We start from the raw sequence: 18,998 nt of genomic DNA, 5'->3' as shown, positions 1-18,998 counted from the left end.
GTACGGCGGCCACCGAGCAGCGCCCTAGGACTCCTCGGCCGGCGCCGAGGACAGCGGGATCGGTGTGAACATCGCCGGTTCCTCGTCCGGGGTGAGCGCGGTCGGGCCGTACACCCAGTCGGTGAAGGCGTAGTCGTAGGGGTCCCTGGCCCGCATGACCGCGTTGCGCCGCAGCCGGGACTCCCCGTCGAGGTGCCAGAGTTCGCCCCAGGCGCGGGCCGTGCTCTGCACCCGCTCGCAGTGCTCCACCCGGACCGCCTGGTAGGCGGCCAGCGCGCCGTCCCAGTCCGGCCCCGAGCCCGGGCCGGCGGCGCCGGCCGGCCGGGCGTGGTGCCGGGCGAGCACCCAGCCGTCCTCGATGGCCATGACGGCGCCCTGTGCCATGTACTGAAGGGGCGGGTGCGCGGCGTCGCCGAGGAGCGCGATCCGGCCGTGCACCCAGGTCTCGACCGGGTCGCGGTCGAGCATCTGCCACCAGCGGTCCCGCCACATCAGCCCGATGCCCTTGCGTACGGTGTCGCAGGCGCCCTCGAAGGCCGCGTCCAGTTCGTCGGGGGTGCCCCAGTCCTCCCGGCCGGCCAGGGCCTTGGGCGACTGGAACACGGCGACCTGGTTGAACATGTCGCCGCCGCGCAGCGCGTACTGGACGAAGTGGCAGCGGGGGCCGACGTATACGGTGACGTCCTTCTCCGCGATGCCGTTGCCGCGAACCTCCTCGATGGGGACGGCGGCGCGGTAGGCGACGTAGTCGGAGCTGACGACGTCGTCCCCGACCAACTGGCGCCGGGCCACGGAGTGCAGTCCGTCGGCCGCCACGACCAGTGGCGCGGACTCGGCCCGCCCGTCCGCCAGCAGCACCCGGGCCCCGCCCGGGACGTTCTCGTACCCGACGACGGTCCGGTCGGTGAGCAGTTCCACCCCGGCGCTTTCGCAGGCGCGCAGGAAGATGCCGTGCAGATCGCTGCGGTGGATGACCATGTACGGGTAGCCGTAGCGGCGTTCGAGGTCGCGCAGGTCCAGCCGGGTCAGTTCCCGGGCATCGAGGGCGTCGCGCATCACCATGCTCTCGGGCAGCACCCCGAGCGACCTGGCCTCGTCGAGCAGGCCGTACTCGGCGAGGATGCGGGTGCAGTTGGGCGCGATCTGGAGGCCGGCGCCCACCTCGCCGAACTCCATGGCGCGTTCGAGGACGCGGACCCGCAGTCCCTGGCGGGCCAGGGCGAAGGCGGCGCCGAGTCCGCCGATGCCGCCGCCGACCACCAGGACGTCGGGGCTGGGTTCAGGGTTCATGGTCTGCTCCGTTCCCTCTCGCGGGGCGGGCCCCGGTCACAGCCAGGTGCCCAGGGTGGGTGCGGGCGCGCCGGGGCCGTCGCCCCGTCCGGTCAGATAGGCGGCGAGGTCTGCCAACTCACCCTCCACCAGCACGGGTTCACCGGTGCCGGGGAGTTCCCAGGCGGCCCCCGGGGCCCGCAGGGAGAGGGCGGGTCCGGGGACGGCGGAGCGCTTGGCCACCACGTCCTCGCACAGTGCGGTCAGGAAGTCGGACGGCAGGTCGGCGAAGGTCACGCCGTTCGCGAGGTCGACCGCGTGCACGCACACCTCGCGGGAGCGCAGCCACGGCACCTCGGCGGCCGGTACGGTCCGGCCCTGCGCGGTGACGACCGGCGTCCGCCACCGTTCCTCCCCCAGCGCGGCCGTCCCCCGCTCCAGCGCCGCCGCCGACTCCCGCAGCCAGTCGGTCAGTTCGGCGGCGGGCAGGGCCCGGCCCCGCTCGATGCCGGCGAGACGCTCCTCGGGCGAGGCATACATGGGGGTGGGTTCGCCGGTCGCGGCCCAGTGCACGAGGTTGGCGAGCGCCTCGGCGTTGGCGGCGACGTGCGCGGCCAGGTGGGCGCGGCTCCAGCCCGGCAGCAGACTCGGTGCGGCATAACCGGCCTCGTCGAACTGAGCCGCCTTCACCAGCAGTTCGGTGCCGATCCGACTCCAGCGGCGGGCGTCGTCCAACGTGCGGGGCATCAGGCGGACTTCTCCTCGACGACCCGGTTCTCCAGCCGCCCGATGCCCTCGATCTCGGCGACGACCTTCTCGCCGCCGAGGAGGTAGCGCTCGGGCCTGCGGGCGTGGCCGACGCCGCCCGGAGTGCCGGTGGCGATGAGGTCGCCGGGGTTGAGGCGGACCACGGTGGAGACGTACTCGACCAGGGCGACCGGGTCGAACAGCAGGTCGCCGGTGGAGTCGGACTGCATGACCTCGCCGTCCACCAGCAGCCTCACCTCCAGGGCGGGACGGACCCCGCCCGGCAGCTCGTCGGGGGTGACCAGGTACGGGCCGACCGGTGTCGTGGAGTCCCAGCTCTTGCCCTGGAGCCATTCGCGGGTGCGGAACTGCCAGTCGCGGCAGGTGATGTCGTTGAGGACGGTGAACCCGGCGATGGCCGCCTCGGCCTCGGCACCCCGGGCGCGCCGCACGGGCGCGCCCACGACGAGGGCGAGTTCGACCTCCCAGTCGAACTTCGCGGTCTCGTCGGGGCGGACGATGTCGTCGCCCGCGCCGATCAGGCTGTCGGCGAACTTGGCGAAGAGTGTGGGGTGTTCGGGCAGGTCCCGGCCCATCTCCTGGATGTGGTTGCGGTAGTTGAGGCCGACGCACACCACCTTGGAGGGGGCGGGGACCAGGGGCGCGAAGTCGGCGCCCCCGACGGGGTGGGCGGTGCCGGTGGCGGTCGCGGCACGCTCGGCCCAGCCCTCCTCGGCGAGCAGCGCGCCCACGTCCGGGACCCCGAGGTCGGTCAGCACGTCTCCGTCGAGCCGTACGGCCCGGGTGGTGCCGCCGGTGCGGAGGGTGGCGAGCTTCATCGGGGGGTTCCTTCCACCTGGGCGCGGTCGAGCCGCAGCGCTTCGAAGATCGGGGAGTCGCTGAACCGGAACAGGTCCAGCGCGCCGGAGTCGGAATCGGTGGCACCGGCCTCTGAGCGGACCGAGAACGGCTGCCAGGAGGGCACGACGAACAGGTCCCCACGCGTCACGGACCAGCTGTGGCCGCCGACGGTGACGGTGCCGGAGCCGTCGAAGACCTGGTAGACGCTGGAGCCGGTCTCCCGGGCGGGCGCGGTCTCGACGCCGCGGACCACCCGGTGCATCTCGGCGCGGATGGTCGGCAGCGCGTCGGCACCGGTGGCCGGGTCGGTGAACCGTACGGCCGCGTGACCGGGCTCCACGGTGCCGCGGTGCCCTTCCGCCTCCAGGGCGAGCTGGTCGCCGAGGGCCCGGTCGGTGTGCTCCCAACGGTAGGCCAGCAGCGGGGTGCCGGGTCCGGCGGCGGCGGACGCGACGGGCCGCAGGCCCGGATGGCCCCACAGCCGCTCGGAGCGGGATCGCTCGGGCGTGGCCCGCTCCGCGTCACTGATCGCGTCCCGCCCGAACTCGAAGAACTGCGCCTCGGTGGCGTACTGGAAGGGGATGTCCAGGCCGTCGATCCAGGCCATCGGCTCGGCGGTGGCGTTGTGGTGGGCGTGCAGGTTCCAGCCGGCCTGCGGCAGGAAGTCGCCGCGCCGCATGGCCACCGGGTCGCGTCCGACGACCGTCCACACCCCCTCGCCCTCGACGACGAAGCGGAAGGCGTGCTGGGTGTGCCGGTGCTCCGGGGCGTCCTCCCCGGGCATCAGGTACTGGACGGCGGCCCACAGCGTCGGCGTGGCGAAGGGCCGGCCGCCGAGGGAGGGGTTGGCCAGCGCGATGGCCCGGCGCTCCCCGCCGCGGCCGACCGGGACGAGGGCACCGGCCCGCGCGGCCAGTGCGCGCAGCCGCTCCCAGCGCCACAGGTGCGGGACGGCGCGCGAGCGCGGGTGGGCGGGCATCAGGTCGCCGATCTCGGTCCACAACGGGACCAGGAGTTCGTGTTCGAAGCCCCGGTAGAGCTCTTCGAGCGCCGGGGTGACCTCGGGCTGCCCCTCCGCGGTGACGGCCTTCAGGCGGACCGGGGAACCCGTGCCGGAGTCTTGGGCGATGGAGGACTGAGTCACGGCACCCAGACTGCGACGCGCCTGTCAGCGGAACGGCTAGATTCTGCAGAGCAGAATCAAAGGGGCACCGCCATGGACAAACCGCTCAAGAATCCTCCGCCCTATCCCATCGCCAGCGTGGACCACGCGCTGCGCGCGGCGACGATCCTCCAGATGGAGGGCGGCGCGACGGTGTCCCAGGTCGCCGAGCGCCTCGGGGTGGCCCGGTCCACCGCGCACCGGCTGCTGGCGATGCTGGTGTACCGGGACTTCGCGGTGCAGGACGAGGACCACGTCTACCGGGCGGGCCCGGTGCTGGAACTGGCGGCGCACTCCCAGTCGCTGGTCTCCCGGCTGCGCGCGGCGGCCCTGCCCCATCTGCGCCGGGTGGTCGACCTGCTGGACGAGACCACGAACCTGATCGTCCGCGCCGGTGACACGGCCCGCTTCATCGCCAGCGTCGAGTGCCGCCAGGCCCTGCGGGTCGGCTCCCGGGAGGGCATGGTCTTTCCCGCCCACCGCACCACGGCCGGCCTGCTCCTGCTGGCCGGCCTCACCGAGGAGGAGCTGGCGGAGGTCTACGCCTCCGACCGCTACCGGGACCGCCCGGCCGAGCGTCCCGATCTCGCCCGGCTGCGTGCCGAGTTGGGGCGGCTGCGCCGCAACGGCTTCGCCGTCAACCAGGAGCGCTCCGAGCGCGGGCTGGTCGCGGTCGGCGTCCCGGTGCGCGACGGTCAGGGCACGGCGGTGGCGGGCCTGTCGGTGTCCATGCCGAGCGTGCGCTACGACGCCCGCCGGCTCCAGGCCCTGGTGGCGGCGCTCGACACGGCCGCCCAGGCCCTGGAGCGGGACCTGGCCGAGCGGCCCTGAGCCGCCGCCGCGGCACACGCCAACGGCGCCCCGCGCGCCCGGAGGTGGGCGGCGGGACGCCGGTGGCGTGCCGTCAGGAGGCGTAGGTCTCGAACTCGGCGACCTTCGGGGTGCCACTGGCACCGGTGATCTCGAAGGTGACCTTCTTCAGCGAGGTCTGCGCGAAGCTGATGACGCCCGCGCCGCTGCCGGAGGCCAGGACCGCTCCGTTGTCGCCGTTGAGCAGCCGCCAGGAGCCGATGGCCCCCGTGGATCCGGACGCCTCACGGATGTTGACCTTGGACACGGAGGTGGCGGACCCCCACTTGACGGAGATCGAACCGGTCGTGCCGCTCGGCGACCAGTAGGTGTTCAGGTCGCCGTCGCGGACGTTGCCGTAGCTGGTGCCGTCGGCCTTGCTGGAGCCGTCGGAGCCGGCCCCGATGCTGAGGTTGGTGCCGCTGGGCTGGGTCGGCGTCGCGGTCGGCGTGGCGGTGGGGGTCGGCGTCACCGTCGAGGTCGGGGTCGGCGACGGGGTCTGCGGGGTGCAGTTGCCGTCGGAGACCTTCAGACCGGTACCCGCGCCCGCCGTACGGCTGACGACGTCGGGCACGCAGCTGGCGGCGTCGAGGGTGTAGGAGTACGGGATGCTGACCGTGGTGTTGGACTGCACGTTCGGGCCCGCGGGGTAGTTGTCGCTGCCGGTGGAGGACCAGGTCACGTTGTCGAAGATGTTCCCGCTGACCTGCCAGTAGCCGCGCTCGTCGGTGTAGAAGGTGCCGAGGACGTCCTTGGAGTCCTCGAAGTAGTTGTTGTCGACCTTGGCCTTGGCGCCGGCCCGGGAGTTGATGCCGGACTCGTTGAGGCTCTTGTAGTGGTTGTTGTAGACGTGGGCCGTACCGCCGCGCAGCAGGGGCGCGCGGGAGTCGATGTTCTGGTACAGGTTGTGGTGGAAGGTCACGAACCCGTTCGACAGGTCGCTCTCGCTGGACCCGATGAGGCCGCCCCGGCCGGAGTTGCGCAGGATGCTGTACGACAGCGTCACGTACTTGGTGTCGTCCTTCATGTCGAAGAGGCCGTCGTAGCCCTCCGACTCACCGCCCGACGCCTCCAGTGTGGCGTGGTCGACCCAGACGTTGCGGACGCCGCTCTCCATGCCGATGGCGTCGCCGCCGTTGGAGGTGGGCGAGCCGGACTTCTTCACGTTCCGGATCGTGACGTTCTGGATGATGATGTTGCTGGATTCACGGATGTGGATGCCCAGTTGGTCGAAGACGGCTCCGCTGCCGACACCCACGATGGTGACGTTGCTGATCTGCTTGAGCTCGATCACACCGGCGGCGGTGCTGCAACTGCTGCCCGAGACCTTCGCCGTGTTGCCGTGGTTGATGGTTCCCTCGACCTGGATGGTGATCGGTGTGCTGCTGCTCGCCCGGCCGCAGAGCGCCGCGTGGATCGCGGTGCCCGTGGTCGCCTTGACGGTCTGTCCGCCGGCTCCGCCGGTGGTGCCGCCGTTCTGGGTCGCGTAGCCGGTGGCGCCGCCGGTGGCGGCGGACGCCTCGGGCATCGCCAGGGCGATGCCGGCCGCGGCGGCCAGGGCCAGCGCGCCCGTTGCGGCCGACAGCCGCAGCGCGAGAGGGCTTCTCATGGTCGTCTCCAGGGGTGTTCGTGGTTCGTCCGATGCGTGGCTGGTACGGCGGGACCCTGGGCCTGGGTCCCGCCGTGCCCACGCGCATCGACCTCGGTGGGGCCGTCCGGAGGCCGCCGGGCGGGCACCTGCCGGAGCCGATGCGGGGATTCGCGGGCACTCGTTTCACGCCGAGCCCTGTGAGGTGGACCCTTCGTTCCAAGGGGCACGGGGGCACCCTGAAACGTCCTCTGACGGATCGTCGGCGACTCGATCGCACGTCACGGCGGCCCCCGCGACGCGGCTTCCCTCGGGCGTCCCCACCCTGGGAAAGCGCTTTCTGGCCGGAGACGATAGGGGCCGCCTGACGGGCTGACAAGACCACCCGCAGAATCTGGTTCACATTCTCGAACAAACCTTGAGGCGCGCCGAGTTGCCGGAGTCGCGCCGCACGGGGCCTCCGCACGGGCGCTCCCCCGCACCCAGGGCGAGGAGCAGGAGCATCGAGGTCGGCTCGTCGGTCACATTCCTGAAGGCGCGCGGTCCACCGACTGGCACGTACAGGACGTCATCGGCGCGGGCCCCGACCCGCTTCTCGCCGTTCTGACATCCTCTCCGCCCTGAAGGACAAGGGAGTTCGCCGGACCCGGCGCCGCCTTCTCCCCATCTCGCCCTCCCTCCATCCCAACCTCTCGACCTCTCGCTTTGTCGCTTTCTCGACCTCTCGCCTTCGCGAAGCCGAGGGGCGGGGAAATCCGGTCGACACGCGAAGGTGCGAAGCCGTGAGATGGGTCCGAGTGCCCGCCGCCCGCAGCGGGCCGCCCCGGGGAGCCCGCAGCAGATGACCACCAGCCCCACGGACACGCTCCCGCCCATCGACACGGCGCTGGTCAGGCGCCTGGTGGACCAGCAGTTCCCCGAGTGGTCCGAACTGCCGCTGACCCTGGTCGATCCGGCCGGTTCCGACCACGTCATCCACCGGCTGGGCGGCGAGTTGTCGGTCCGGCTGCCGCGCCACTCCGGAGCCGTCGGACAGGCCGAGAAGGAGTACGCGTGGCTGCCCACGCTAGCCCCGCACCTGCCCCTGGCCGTGCCGGTCCCGGTGGCGGTGGGAGATCCCGGCTTCGGCTACCCCTGGCCCTGGGCGGTCTCCCGCTGGCTGGACGGCGAGGCGGCGACCGTGGAGGCGCTCGCCCACTCACCCCGGGCCGCGAAGGATCTGGCGGGGTTCCTCACCGCCCTCCACCGGGCACCGCGGACCGGGTCGGCCGAGGGGGCCGCGGACGGCCTCGCCACCTGGTCGCTGGCCGAACGCGACACGGCCACGCGAGCCGCCGTCGAGGAGACCGGCGGGGTGTTCGACGCCCGGGCCATGACCGACCTGTGGGACGCCGCCCTCGACGCGCCCGGCTGGGACGGCCCGCCGCTGTGGTTCCACGGCGACTTCCACACCGGCAACCTGCTGACGGTCGACGGCCGCCTGAGCGCCGTCATCGACTTCGGCGAACTCGGAATCGGCGACCCCGCCTGCGACTTGATGATCGCCTTCACCCTGATGTCGGCCCACACCAGATCCGTGTTCCGCACCGCACTGGGCGTCGACGACGCGACTTGGCTCAGAGGCCGCGCCTGGGCGATGGCCACCGGCCTGAACGCGTACACCACTTACGCCGCCGTCAACCCGCGGGTCGCCGCACAGACCACCCGCCAGATCACCCAGGCACTCGCCGGCTGAACCCGGGCCGGAAGTGCCCACGCCTCGGCACCGAGCCGCCTGACATACTCGCCGCCGTGATGGAAGTCGAGGAGTTCTGGGCCCTGTTGGACCAGGCATGCGCCGAGGTCGACGCACAGCGGCCGAGCCACGTCGAACGGAGCGACGCCATCGTGCGGGCGTGCGAGGAGCGGCTCGTGAGCCGCACGCCGGCCGAGATCGTCCAGTTCGCCCTGCGCCATTGGCAGTTGCGCGACCAGGCGTACCGGTACGACCTGTGGGCGGCGGCGTACCTCATCGAAGGCTGGTGGTCCGACGACGGGTTCATGGACTTCCGCGACGGCCTGATCTCGTTCGGCCGCCACTGGTACGAGCGCGCACTGGCCGACCCCGACTCCCTCGCCGAGCACCCCGCCGTGCGAGGCGGCGGGGACGTACTCATCGGCAACGAGGACTTCGCCCGTGTCGCCCACCGCGCCCACCAACGCCTCACCGGCGAACCCGACGGCCTCGACGAGGCCCTGGAGAGCGCACCGGAGGCCGGCCCACTGAGCACCATCACCGAGCCGACCGGACCGCGCTGGGACGTAGCCGACACCGACGAAACCCGCCGCCGCCTGCCCGGCCTGGCCGCGCTCTTCCTCGACTGACCAGCGGGCGGCGCACCCCCGCCCCGTCGAGCGGCACCGTCCTGCCCGGTCGGCGTCGGGCGGTGGTTTTCGGACTTTCCCGGGTTCGGTCGTGCGGCTCCGGCCACGGAGTCCTGATCGGAAGGTTCGGCGACCCTATGCTTCTACTCGCTTGTAGAAGAACGGTCTCGGGGATCAGGGCCGTTCGCACGGATTCGCTCGTACGCAGATGAAGGAGTGAACGCCACGATGGTGTTCAAGCGACTGCTCGGCTCACTCGGCGTGGGTGGCCCCACGGTCGACACGGTTCTCGACCCGGGGCCGGTCCGGCCCGGCGGCACGCTCGGCGGGCAGGTGCGGATCAAGGGTGGCGGTGCCGACTTCGAGATCGAGGCCGTCACCCTCGAACTGGTGGCGCGGGTCGAGGCGGAGCACGAGGACGGTGAGAGCGAGGGGGTCCTCGCCTTCGAACGGTTCACCGTGGGCGGCGGCTTCCGGCTCGCCGAGGGTGAGGAGCGGAGCGTGCCGTTCGCCGTGACCCTGCCCTGGGAGACGCCGATCACCGAGCTGTACGGCCAGGCGCTCGGCGTCGTGCTCGGAGTGCGCACCGAGCTGTCGGTCGCGGGCGCCAAGGACAAGGGCGACCTGGACACGCTGACCGTCGCCCCGCTGCCCGTCCAGGAGGCGGTGCTCGAAGCGCTCGGCGCGCTCGGCTTCGGGTTCGCCTCGGCGGACCTGGAGTACGGCCGTATCGGCGGCACCGGACAACGGCTGCCGTTCTACCAGGAGATCGAGATCACCCCGCCGCCCCGGTACGCGCACGAGGTGAACGAGATCGAGGTGACCTTCCTCGCCCACCCGGGCGGTCTGGAGGTGGTGCTGGAGGCCGACAAGCGCGCGGGGCCGTTCTCCGCCGGGCACGACTCCCTCACCCGCTTCAGTGTCGGGCACGACGAGGGCCGTGACTGGAACGCCGAGGTCGAGGGCTGGATCCGGCAACTGCTGGAGCACCGGGGGTCGTACGGCGCGCCGCACTCCGGACACGAGCACGGGCACGGGGGCCATGGCGGCCACGGGGTCGGCGTGGGCACGGCCGTCGCGGCGGGTGCCGCCGGGCTCGCCGCGGGCGTCGTCGGCGGCATGGTCGCCGCGGAGGTGATCGACGAGGTCGGGGACTTCTTCGAGGACGAGGGCGAGGAGGGCGGCGAGGAGGAGGGCTGAGGCCAAGAGCTCCCCCGGGAACCGTCGGCCTTACTTCTACGTTGCTGTAGAAGTTGGGGCCGTTCGTCCCGGGCGGCCCCTCGAACCCCGTACCTCCGTATTTCGTTTGGAGTTCTCATGGCCCTGTGGGACCGCGTCAAGGAATCCGCGTCGACGATGCAGACCCAACTGCTGGCGAAGAAGAACGACCTCAAGAGCGGTGCGTTCCGCGACGCGAGCATGGCCATGTGCGCGCTCGTCGCCGCTGCCGACGGCTCCGTCGATCCCGCCGAGCGGCAGCGGGTCGCCCAGCTGATCGCCACCAACGAGGTGCTGCGGAACTTCGACGCGGACGATCTGCGCCGCCGCTTCGAGGCCAACCTCGACAAGCTCACCGCCGACTTCGCGTTCGGCAAGGTGAGCGTGATGCAGGAGATCGCGAAGGCGGGGAAGAAGCCCGCCGAGGCGCGTGCGGTCATCCAGATCGGCATCGTCATCGGCGGCGCCGACGGCGATTTCGACAAGGACGAGCAGGCCGTCGTCCGCGAGGCGTGCTTCGCGCTCGACCTGCCGCCGCACGAGTTCGACCTCTGAGCGAGACACCTGACGGCGGCGCCCCTCGCTCAGAGGGGCGTCGCCGCGTGCAGGATGAGCACCATCGTCACCGCCGAGTTCGCCGACGACATCGCCGACACGGCCGTCCCCACGGCCGCGCACCACACCGCCAGGCCCGCCGAGGTGAACAGCGAGGGCCAGCGCGGTACCGGCGGGGCGGGTCCGAGCAGGGCGGCCACCCGGCGCGGCACCGGCCCGGGCACCGCGAACCCGGCCAGGGTCGCCACCGGCGTCCCCCGGGACACCAGCGCCGCCCGGCCGACGGCGCGGGCCACCAGCCGGCGGTCGCCGACGGTCCGGGCCGCGTCCTCGTCGGCCCAGCGCTCCGCCGTGTAGGAGACGGCCGCACGCAGGGGGCGCAGGAACGGATTGGCGCGCGCGGCCAGTTGGACGGTCAGCAGCAACCGGTGGTGGCGAGCGGCCAGATGGGCCCGTTCATGGGCGAACAGCGCTCTGCGCTCGGCGGGTTCGAGCCGCTGGAGCAGGGCCGTGCTGACCACGACCCGGCCGCCCCGGGCTCCGGGGAGCGCGTACGCGTAGGGCGTCTCGTCGGGCAGGACGGCGACGGTGGTGCCCCGCACCCCGGCCAGTGCCCGGTGCGCCCGGCGGCGCACCCGCCCGTGCCGCCACAGGGTCCGGGCGCAGGCGACGACGACCGCGACCAGGGCCGGGATCGCCGCCTTGCCGACCACCTCGTCGAACGGCACGGCCGCCCGCACCTCGGGGTCCGACCAGCCGTCGGGCAGTGGGTTGCCGGGCAGTTGGGCGGTGCCGACGACCATCACCAGGGCGAGGCAGACGGTGCTGCACAGCGCCATCACCGCGGCGACGCCGGCGAACAGCCGGGTGGCGGTGCGGGGGTGCAGATGCTGCTCGGCCAGGCGCGCGATCGGCCAGGCGGTGAGCGGCAGGACCAGCGGCAGAAAGACGAAGAGCCCCATCAGGCGTCAGTCTTCCCCTTCGCCGCGGGCCTGACCCAGCAGTTCCCGCAGCAGTCGCTCGTCGTCCGGCCCGAGACCGGTGACGAAGCTGGCGAGCACCGCCTCGCGGTCGGTCACGGCGTCCAGCACCCGGCGCATCCGGTGCGCCGCGAGGCCCGCCTGGTCCGAGGCCGGCGTCCACGCGAAGGAGCGGCCCACGCGTTCCCGGGTCACGGCGCCCTTGGCCAGCAGCCGGGTCAGGATGGTGATCACCGTGGTGTAGGCGAGGTCCTCGCCGAGCCGCTCCTGCACCCAGCCCGCCGTCGCCGGACCGTCGGCCTCGCGCAGCGCCGACAGCACCAGCGCCTCCAGCTCCCCCTGTGCCCGGCGCCCGGAACGCTGATGGTCCGCCATACCCTGTCTCCCTTCGGCCGCGCCGCGCGCCGAGTGCGACGCGTCGAACGGCCCATCGTAAGGACAGCGGCGCCGGTGCACGGTCCGCGCGGACCCACCGGCCCTTTCTACAGTGCTGTAGATTCGTGCCGTACGCAATCGGATGCCGCCCCTTCACCGGTAAAGGCAGGTCCTCCATGTTCGGGCTGAGCGAAATCGCGATCATCCTGGTCGTCGTCATAGCCGTCCTCTGCGTGAAGAAGCTCCCCGAACTGACCCGCTCGGCGGGCAAGTCGGCGCGCATCCTCAAGGCCGAGGCCAGGGCCATGAAGGAGCAGGACCGGCCCGGCGAGCCCCGGGTGATCCGGGGCGAGGCCGCCGACCAGGACCCGGGGACGCCGCCGAACCGGCCGTGACCTCGGGTCCGACCTGCGCGAGGGGCCGGTCCACCGGCCCGAGGGTCATGCGCGGGAGGCCGGACCGGAGGCACTCAGCACGAGCGCCGCGGTGACGATGAGCGGTGGCTTGGTCGACATCTGCTGCTGCCGGTCCAGCAGGTCAAGGCGCCTGGAGAGCCGCACATCGAGGTCGACGGCCTTGCGGTCGAGGCTCTCCGAGGACTCCTTGGGCTTCTCGCCCCTGCGTTCCTTCTCCGAGGCCGCCGCCGCGTCGAGGCGCAGCCGCTCGCCCTCCGCGGTCAGCCGCCGGGTCACCAGTTCACGGGTCCTGGTCAACTCGGCCAGGCGGCGGGGCTGGACCTCGGCGAGGAACGCGGCGAGCTGGTGGGTGATGATCCAGCTGGCCGCCCTGGACTCGGCGTCCGGCAACCACGGCAGTGCGCGCACGGCGTCGGCCGCCACGGCCTCGGGTGCCGGGGAGCAGTCGAGGTGGGGCGCGGGGCCCGCCGGGCGCACGGTGCCGCGGCTGTCGACGTAGGCGTAGGAGAACCGTCGGGCCACCGAGTCGCCGGTCCCATCGACGACCTCCTCCACCACGCCGACGAGGAGGTGCGGCGCGTCCAGGTCGGCCGAGACGAGGACGGTGCCGCGGTTGAGGGCGCCCCCGAAGTTCCCGAGAGCCTCCGCCATAACGGCGTCGTGCAGCGGATGGCCGGGGGCGAGCAGGTCGACGTGGGCGCGGTCGTCGGGCCCGACGCGTCCGAGGTCGAAGGTGACCTGGTCGTACCGGGTGGCGATGGGACCGCCGCCCGCCGCCCTGATGTGCTGCGGGACGTGGGTGATCTCGTGGCGTCCCCGGGTCCGCTTGACGATCCGGCCGCCGAGCCGGGTGAAGGCGTCCTTGAAGGTGGCCTCGATGTCGTGCGGCTCCAGACGCCGGGCGCGGGCGTCGTCCACGGTGGCGCGCAGTGCGCGGAGATCGGCGTCGGAGAGGTGCTCCGAGGCGAGTGCGCGCTCGTCCAGGAGACTCCTCAGCCCCTCGCCGACCGTGCTGTCGATGACCTCGTGCATCCTGTCCTTCACCGACGGCCGCTCCCCGTACTGGATCGCGTCCAGGAGCAGGTCCCGCAGCGGGGTCTCGGCGAACGCCTCCCCGAGGACGTCGAAGACCTTCCCGCCGTACGTCTGGCGCATCTGGTCGAGTTTCTCCAGCAGGCGGGTGAAGACCTCGCCCTCGCGGGTGTTGGAGGCGACGAGGTTCCAGAGCCGGCAGACCTCCTCCTGGCCGATGCGGTGGATGCGGCCGAAGCGCTGCTCGATGCGGTTGGGGTTCCAGGGCAGGTCGTAGTTGATCATCAGGTGGGCGGCCTGCAGGTTGAGGCCCTCGCCCGCGGCGTCGGTGGCCAGCAGGATCCGCACGTCGGGGTTCTTGGTGAACTCCTCGGTGATCTGCCGTCGTTCGGGCCGGCCCACACCGCCGTGAATGGTCCTGACGGCGTCGGCGCTCCCGAGCAGCGCACCGATCCTGGCCCGCAGATAGCCGAGGGTGTCCCGGTGCTCGGTGAAGACGATCAGCTTCCGCGGGCGCCCTTGGGCGTCCGTCACCAGGGCGTGGTCGCGCAGCAGGGCGGCCAGTTCGGTCCACTTGCGGTCCGTGCCCGCCTCGCGGACCCGCCGCGCCGTCCCCACCAGGGTCCGCAACTCGACGAGTTCGGCGTCGAGTTCCTCCACCGTCCGTGCCGCCGTCGCGGCGTCGAGGAGTTCCTCCTCCATGTCCTCGATCTCCCGGGCGTCGAAGTCGTCGCCGGGGAAGCCGTCGGCGTCGAACCGGGCGAGGTCGACGGTGGGGACGCCGTCGCGGCCGGTGCCGTCCAGGATCTCCCGCTTCCTGTGCTCCAGGCGCTCGGTGCGCCGCACGAGGCTCCGGTGGATCGCCTCGGGGCTGGAGGCCAGCCGTCGTTGCAGCACGGTGAGGGCGAAACCGACGGTGTTCTTCCGGGTGCCGCCGACGCGGTCGGCGCGGTTCATCCCCTCGCGGACGTAGTGGGTGACGTCCTCGTACAACTGGTATTCCAGCGCCGTGAGTTCGTAGGGGACGGTCTCCGCGAGCCGCTCGGGGAAGAGTTTCCTGCCCTCGAAGGTGAGCAGGTCCTCCTTGACCATGCGCCGCATGATCCCGCGGACGTCGGCGCTGCTGCGCTGCCTGCCCTCGAAGCGGTCACGGTCCAGCAGGGTGAGGAAGAGCTGGAAGTCCTCCTCCTTGCCCGAGTGCGGGGTCGCGGTCATCAGGAGCAGGTGGCGGGTGATCTCCCCGAGCATCTCGCCCAGTTGGAACCGCTTGGTCTTCTCCACCTTGCCGCCGAAGTGGTGCCCGCCCATGCGGTGCGCCTCGTCCACGACGATCAGGTCCCACTCCGTCTCCCGCAGCTGCGCCTTGAGGTGCTCGTTGCGGGAGAGCTGGTCCATGCGGGCGATGAGGAGCGGATGGGACTCGAAGACGTTGTGGTGGAGCTGCGCGTCGGCGAGCTGGGGGGTGAGCAGGTCGAAGCGGAGGCCGAACTTGAAGAACAGCTCGTCCTGCCACTGGTCGACCAGGCCGCCCGGCGCCACGACCAGGCACCGTCTGACGTCGTCCCGCAGCAGCAACTCCTTGATGTAGAGCCCGGCCATGATCGTCTTGCCCGCGCCGGGGTCGTCGGCGAGCAGGAAGCGCAGCGGGGTACGGGGCATGAGTTCGCCGTACACGGCGCGGATCTGGTGCGGGAGCGGCTGGACGTCGCTGGTCGCCACGGCCAGCATCGGGTCGAACAGGCCCGCCAGCGAGATCCGCTGCGCCTCGGCGGCCAGCCTGAAGTCACGCGCGTCCGCGTCGAAGGCGCGGCCGCCGCTGCGGGCGACGCTCAGCCTGTCCTGGTCCTTGCGGAAGACGATCTGCTGGTCGAGGCCGCCCTCGGCGGTCTTGAAGGTGAGCTCGACCGCGTCCCTGCCGTGCGGCTGGGCGGCGATGAGGGTGACGACGCCCGCCGCCGCGAGTCCGTCGATCCGCAGCCCCGGCTTGAGCTCCTCCAGCAACACGTGCACAACCTCCGCTCGGCCGCCCGCGAACGCTACTCGGACGTTCCGGCGATGTCGTGATCCCGTCGACTTGATCGACAGAGGTCGCTAATCTTCCCAGAGGTTCATGCGAGTCGGCGGGGGCAATGGAACGAGAAGCACGTCTTCACCTGCGTGGTGTGGTGGACACCGTCAGCGGGTGGCACGGACTCGCGGCGGGGATCTCCGAGCGGCGCGGGGCCGTGGAGTCGGGCGCGGAGGACGCCGCCGGGCAGCTCCTGAACCGCATGGTGCCCCTCGGCACAGGGACCACCGAGTCCTGGCGGACCCTGCAGATCTCGCCGTCCGATGCCGGTCTGGTGAGCGCCATGGCCGCGCGCGAGGCCCTTTTGCCCCTCTCGGCCGACACCCGAGAGGGCATCCGCCGGCTCACCGCGGACGCGGGACCGGCGCTGACGGCCGTCCGCGCGCTGTTCGGTGCCCGCCGGATCTTCTCGGGCCGGAGCAGCAAGGAAGCGGCGGAGCGGGCCGCCGCCCGTCTGCTGTCCCTGCACGAGGAGTGCGCCGGCGGCTGGCTCGTGCCCGAGCTGGAGAGCCTGGCGGCCCGGAACGGACAGGCGCTCCCGGCCCTCGGCCCCTCGGACGTCCTGGACGACCGGGTCGGCTTCGGCGCGCGCCTCGGCTCCGGGGCCGCACTCGTGGAGCGGACCTCGCTGGATGCCGCCGGGTCCGCGGTCGCCGCGATCGACCAGGCACTGCACCGCGAGAGCGAGTTCAGGAAGGCCGTCGACACGGCGGGCCACGCCGTCCGGCAGGCCGAGGCGCGCAAGCTGGTCGCCGAGATGCCCGTCGAACGACTCAAGGAGGCGACCAGCGGCCAGCTGCGGATCACCGCGCTGGTCGACGCCGGGATCAAGAACGTGCAGCAGGTCCTCGACCAGCAGTCACGCATCCGCACGCTGCCGGGGGTCGGTGACACGACCGGCAACCGAATGGTCGGCGCCGCCCGGACCATCTGGCAGACCACGATCGACGAGATGCCGGTCCGCATCGACGTCAGGAACCGCTCGCAGGCCACCACGAACCTCCTCCGGGCGATGCGGGCCTGGGACACGGCGCGCTCGATCCGCGGCGCGACCGAGGACCTCGCCGCCGCCGACGCCGTACGGCCGCTGCTGCGCCGCCTCGACGCCCGGACCTCGCACGTCGTGGTCGTCCCCCGGGCCCGGTCCGTCGCCGAGCTGCGCCAGGCCCTGGCTGCCGTCGAGCGACGCGGGGCGCTGCTCGGCGGTGGGACCGGCGCCACGGGCGGCGATCCCTGGGAGGACTTCCTCTCCCGGCCGGCCGACTACTACGCGATGCTCGCCGAGCTCGGATTCCTGGCGGACGACGCCGAGAAGAGCCAGGGCGACCTGCCGGCCGAGATCGTCGAGGCGGTCCGGGAACTCGCCCTCGACACCACCTACCTCAAGGCGTCGCTGCGTGGGTACCAGTCCTTCGGTGCCCGCTTCGCGATCGTGCAGCGGAAGGTCGTCATCGGCGACGAGATGGGCCTGGGGAAGACCGTCGAGTCCCTCGCCGTCCTGACCCATCTGCGCACCAAGGGCTCCTCCCACTTCCTGGTCGTGTGCCCGGCCGCCGTCGTGACCAACTGGGTGCGCGAGGTCCAGGCCAAGTCCGAGCTGCGTGCCTACCGCCTCCACGGGCCCGCGCGGGACGACGCGCTGAAGTCCTGGATCCGCAACGGCGGGGTCGCGGTCACCACCTACGACATCCTCGGCTGGCTCGAAGGCCGCATTCCCCGGCCCGCCGAACCGGCCTGTCTGGTGTTCGACGAGGCGCACTACATCAAGAACCCGTTCGCCAAGCGAACCCAGCGCTCCACGGCGCTGATACGGCGCGCCGAGCGTGCCGTCCTGCTCACCGGCACTCCGCTGGAGAACCGGATCGAGGAGTTCCGCAATCTCGTCGGCTATCTCCGGCCGGACCTTCCGGTCAACGCCTCGGAGCTCTCCCCGCGCCAGTTCCGCAAGCAGGTGGCACCGGCCTACCTGCGGCGCAACCAGGAAGACGTCCTCACCGAGCTTCCGGAGCGGTTCGACGTCGACGAGTGGCTGCCGATGTCCGGCGCCGACGAGCGGTACTACCGGGACGCCGTCGTCGAGGGCAACTTCATGGCCATGCGGCAGGCCGCGCTGCGCGCCGGGACCGGGTCGGAGAAGATGCGGCGCCTGCTCGACATCGTCCAGGAGGCGGAGGACAACCACCGCAAGGTGCTGGTCTTCTCGTACTTCCGTGACGTCCTCGACTCGGTGGCGTCGAACCTCCCGGGGAAGGTGTTCGGCCCCCTGACCGGCTCGGTGCCCGCGGCGGCGCGGCAGAGCATGGTCGACGAGTTCGCCCGGGCGCCCCACGGTGCCGTCCTCGTCGCCCAGATCGTGGCGGGCGGCGTGGGCCTGAACATCCAGTCGGCCTCCGTCGTCGTGATCTGCGAGCCGCAGCTCAAGCCCACGACCGAGTGGCAGGCGATCGGCCGCGCCCACAGGATGGGGCAACTGGAGTCGGTGCAGGTGCACCGGCTGCTCTCCGAGGAGGGCGTGGACCAGCGCATCGTGGAGATCCTGGCCCGCAAGAACCAGCTCTTCTCGGAGTTCGCCCGGGTCTCCGCGACGGCGGACAGCGCCCCGGAGGCGTTCGACATCACGGACGCCGAACTGGCCCGGGAGATCGTGGCGGCGGAGCGCGAACGGCTCCTGTCGGGCGGCTGAGGGCGACCGGGGGCGACTGGAGGCGGCCGGCGACGGGCCGACGGGGACGGCCCAGGGTCGCCGAGAGGGCGCGGGCCGATCCCCGTCGGCCCGTCGCCGGGCGGGTCAGCCCAGGAAGCTCAGCCGTACCTGGCGGTTGGGGTTGTCCCGGTTGGTGTCGACCAGGCACACCGACTGCCAAGTCCCGAGCTCCAGGCGTCCGTTCACCACCGGCAGCGTCGCGTGCGGAGGGACGAAGGCGGGGAGGACGTGGTCGCGGCCGTGGCCGGGGCTGCCGTGGCGGTGCTGCCAGCGGTCGTCGGCCGGGAGCAGGGTGTGCAGGGCCGTCAGGAGGTCGTCGTCACTGCCGGCGCCCGTCTCGATGACGGCGATACCGGCGGTGGCGTGCGGCACGAAGACGTTCAGCAGGCCGTCGCGGCCGGCGGCCGCCTCCCGCAGGAACGCCTCGCAGTCGTGGGTGAGGTCGACGACCGTCTCCTTCGATCCGGAGGCGACGTTCAGGATGCGGGTGGTGAAGGCGTCTGGCATGACGTCCATCCTCCCGTACCGGTGAGGCGCCGCGCGCCCTGCCGCGCCCGGGTGTGACGGCCGCATGAAGTTCGCCGGACGCCCGTTGACCGGGTCGGCCGCGGCTCCCTACGGTCGGCCGTATGCCGGGTTCAGCAGTGCTCACCACGCGCGGTCACATCGACCTGCTGCGGGTGGCCTCCGCCGCGTGTCGCCGCGACCGCTGACGCCCTGCCGCCTCCTCCTCACGGGTACTCCACGGTCCGATCCGGAACCGGTGAGGCGTGGGCGCGCGCGGGACCCACCCCGCATACAGGGCGTGAT

General features: G+C 72.2%; 17 protein-coding genes. 8 read left to right on the top strand and 9 right to left on the bottom strand.

Going from position 1 to position 18,998, the window contains the following annotated elements; translation table 11 throughout:
* Positions 1-24: 24 nt before the first annotated feature.
* The 4 genes from ABT296_RS00390 to ABT296_RS00375 are packed head-to-tail and all read right to left on the bottom strand — an operon-like array spanning position 25 to position 4,021.
* Positions 25-1,290: an FAD-dependent monooxygenase gene (locus tag ABT296_RS00390; protein ID WP_351922108.1), complete on the bottom strand. Its 1,266-nt coding sequence runs from the start codon at positions 1,288-1,290 to the stop codon at positions 25-27.
* A gap of 36 nt (positions 1,291-1,326) precedes the next feature.
* Positions 1,327-2,016: a maleylpyruvate isomerase family mycothiol-dependent enzyme gene (locus ABT296_RS00385; RefSeq protein ID WP_351922107.1), complete on the bottom strand. Its 690-nt coding sequence runs from the start codon at positions 2,014-2,016 to the stop codon at positions 1,327-1,329.
* On the bottom strand, positions 2,016-2,855 hold the full coding sequence (locus ABT296_RS00380; protein ID WP_351922106.1) for a fumarylacetoacetate hydrolase family protein: 840 nt from the start codon (positions 2,853-2,855) through the stop codon (positions 2,016-2,018). Before ABT296_RS00380 ends, ABT296_RS00385 begins: the two co-directional genes overlap by 1 nt.
* A complete protein-coding gene (locus ABT296_RS00375; protein ID WP_351922105.1) occupies positions 2,852-4,021 on the bottom strand; it encodes a cupin domain-containing protein in 1,170 nt (389 codons plus the stop codon). The genes ABT296_RS00380 and ABT296_RS00375 overlap by 4 nt, the downstream gene beginning before the upstream one ends.
* A gap of 72 nt (positions 4,022-4,093) precedes the next feature.
* On the opposite strand from ABT296_RS00375, the gene ABT296_RS00370 reads away from it, so the two are divergent.
* Positions 4,094-4,870: an IclR family transcriptional regulator gene (locus ABT296_RS00370; protein ID WP_351922104.1), complete on the top strand. Its 777-nt coding sequence runs from the start codon at positions 4,094-4,096 to the stop codon at positions 4,868-4,870.
* A gap of 73 nt (positions 4,871-4,943) precedes the next feature.
* Here the strand turns inward: ABT296_RS00370 and ABT296_RS00365 are convergent, their stop codons facing one another.
* Positions 4,944-6,497 (bottom strand): pectate lyase family protein, encoded by a 1,554-nt coding sequence (locus ABT296_RS00365; protein ID WP_351922103.1) that lies wholly within the window; start codon positions 6,495-6,497, stop codon positions 4,944-4,946.
* An 820-nt stretch (positions 6,498-7,317) separates the two neighbouring features.
* Between ABT296_RS00365 and ABT296_RS00360 the strand changes: the two genes are divergently transcribed.
* From ABT296_RS00360 to ABT296_RS00345, 4 genes are all read left to right on the top strand, one after another.
* A complete protein-coding gene (locus ABT296_RS00360) occupies positions 7,318-8,211 on the top strand; it encodes an aminoglycoside phosphotransferase family protein (RefSeq protein ID WP_351922102.1) in 894 nt (297 codons plus the stop codon).
* Between the two features lie 59 nt (positions 8,212-8,270).
* Positions 8,271-8,840 carry a DUF4240 domain-containing protein gene (locus tag ABT296_RS00355; protein WP_351922402.1) on the top strand — a complete coding sequence of 190 codons (570 nt, stop codon included), beginning with the start codon at positions 8,271-8,273 and terminating at the stop codon, positions 8,838-8,840.
* 228 nt (positions 8,841-9,068) lie between these two features.
* Positions 9,069-10,040, top strand: a complete 972-nt coding sequence (locus tag ABT296_RS00350; protein WP_351922101.1) for a sporulation protein — start codon at positions 9,069-9,071, stop codon at positions 10,038-10,040.
* A 117-nt stretch (positions 10,041-10,157) separates the two neighbouring features.
* Entirely contained in the window at positions 10,158-10,613 is a 456-nt protein-coding gene (locus ABT296_RS00345; RefSeq protein WP_351922100.1) for a tellurite resistance TerB family protein, read from the top strand.
* Between the two features lie 29 nt (positions 10,614-10,642).
* Here the strand turns inward: ABT296_RS00345 and ABT296_RS00340 are convergent, their stop codons facing one another.
* Complete coding sequence (locus tag ABT296_RS00340) at positions 10,643-11,575, bottom strand: M56 family metallopeptidase (RefSeq protein WP_351922099.1); 933 nt, start codon at positions 11,573-11,575, stop codon at positions 10,643-10,645.
* Positions 11,576-11,581: 6 nt separating this feature from the next.
* Positions 11,582-11,968, bottom strand: a complete 387-nt coding sequence (locus tag ABT296_RS00335; RefSeq protein ID WP_351922098.1) for a BlaI/MecI/CopY family transcriptional regulator — start codon at positions 11,966-11,968, stop codon at positions 11,582-11,584.
* Positions 11,969-12,144: 176 nt separating this feature from the next.
* Between ABT296_RS00335 and ABT296_RS00330 the strand changes: the two genes are divergently transcribed.
* Positions 12,145-12,363: a twin-arginine translocase TatA/TatE family subunit gene (locus tag ABT296_RS00330; protein WP_351922097.1), complete on the top strand. Its 219-nt coding sequence runs from the start codon at positions 12,145-12,147 to the stop codon at positions 12,361-12,363.
* Positions 12,364-12,408: 45 nt separating this feature from the next.
* Here ABT296_RS00330 and ABT296_RS00325 read toward each other — a convergent pair whose 3' ends face one another.
* A complete protein-coding gene (locus ABT296_RS00325; RefSeq protein WP_351922096.1) occupies positions 12,409-15,420 on the bottom strand; it encodes a helicase-related protein in 3,012 nt (1,003 codons plus the stop codon).
* A gap of 158 nt (positions 15,421-15,578) precedes the next feature.
* On the opposite strand from ABT296_RS00325, the gene ABT296_RS00320 reads away from it, so the two are divergent.
* Entirely contained in the window at positions 15,579-18,167 is a 2,589-nt protein-coding gene (locus ABT296_RS00320; RefSeq protein WP_351922095.1) for a DEAD/DEAH box helicase, read from the top strand.
* 105 nt (positions 18,168-18,272) lie between these two features.
* On the opposite strand, the gene ABT296_RS00315 is transcribed toward ABT296_RS00320, so the two are convergent.
* The gene (locus ABT296_RS00315; RefSeq protein ID WP_351922094.1) at positions 18,273-18,695 is read right to left on the bottom strand and encodes a secondary thiamine-phosphate synthase enzyme YjbQ; all 423 of its coding nucleotides are present in this window, start codon (positions 18,693-18,695) and stop codon (positions 18,273-18,275) included.
* A 122-nt stretch (positions 18,696-18,817) separates the two neighbouring features.
* Here ABT296_RS00315 and ABT296_RS00310 point away from each other — a divergent pair, with 122 nt between their 5' ends.
* Entirely contained in the window at positions 18,818-18,901 is an 84-nt protein-coding gene (locus ABT296_RS00310; RefSeq protein ID WP_351922401.1) for a putative leader peptide, read from the top strand.
* The last annotated feature ends 97 nt before the right edge of the window (positions 18,902-18,998 follow it).

It is taken from the genome of Streptomyces sp. NPDC000983 (assembly GCF_040299205.1).
Classification (GTDB): Bacteria; Actinomycetota; Actinomycetes; order Streptomycetales; family Streptomycetaceae; genus Streptomyces.
This window is presented reverse-complemented; position numbering and strand designations above follow the sequence as displayed.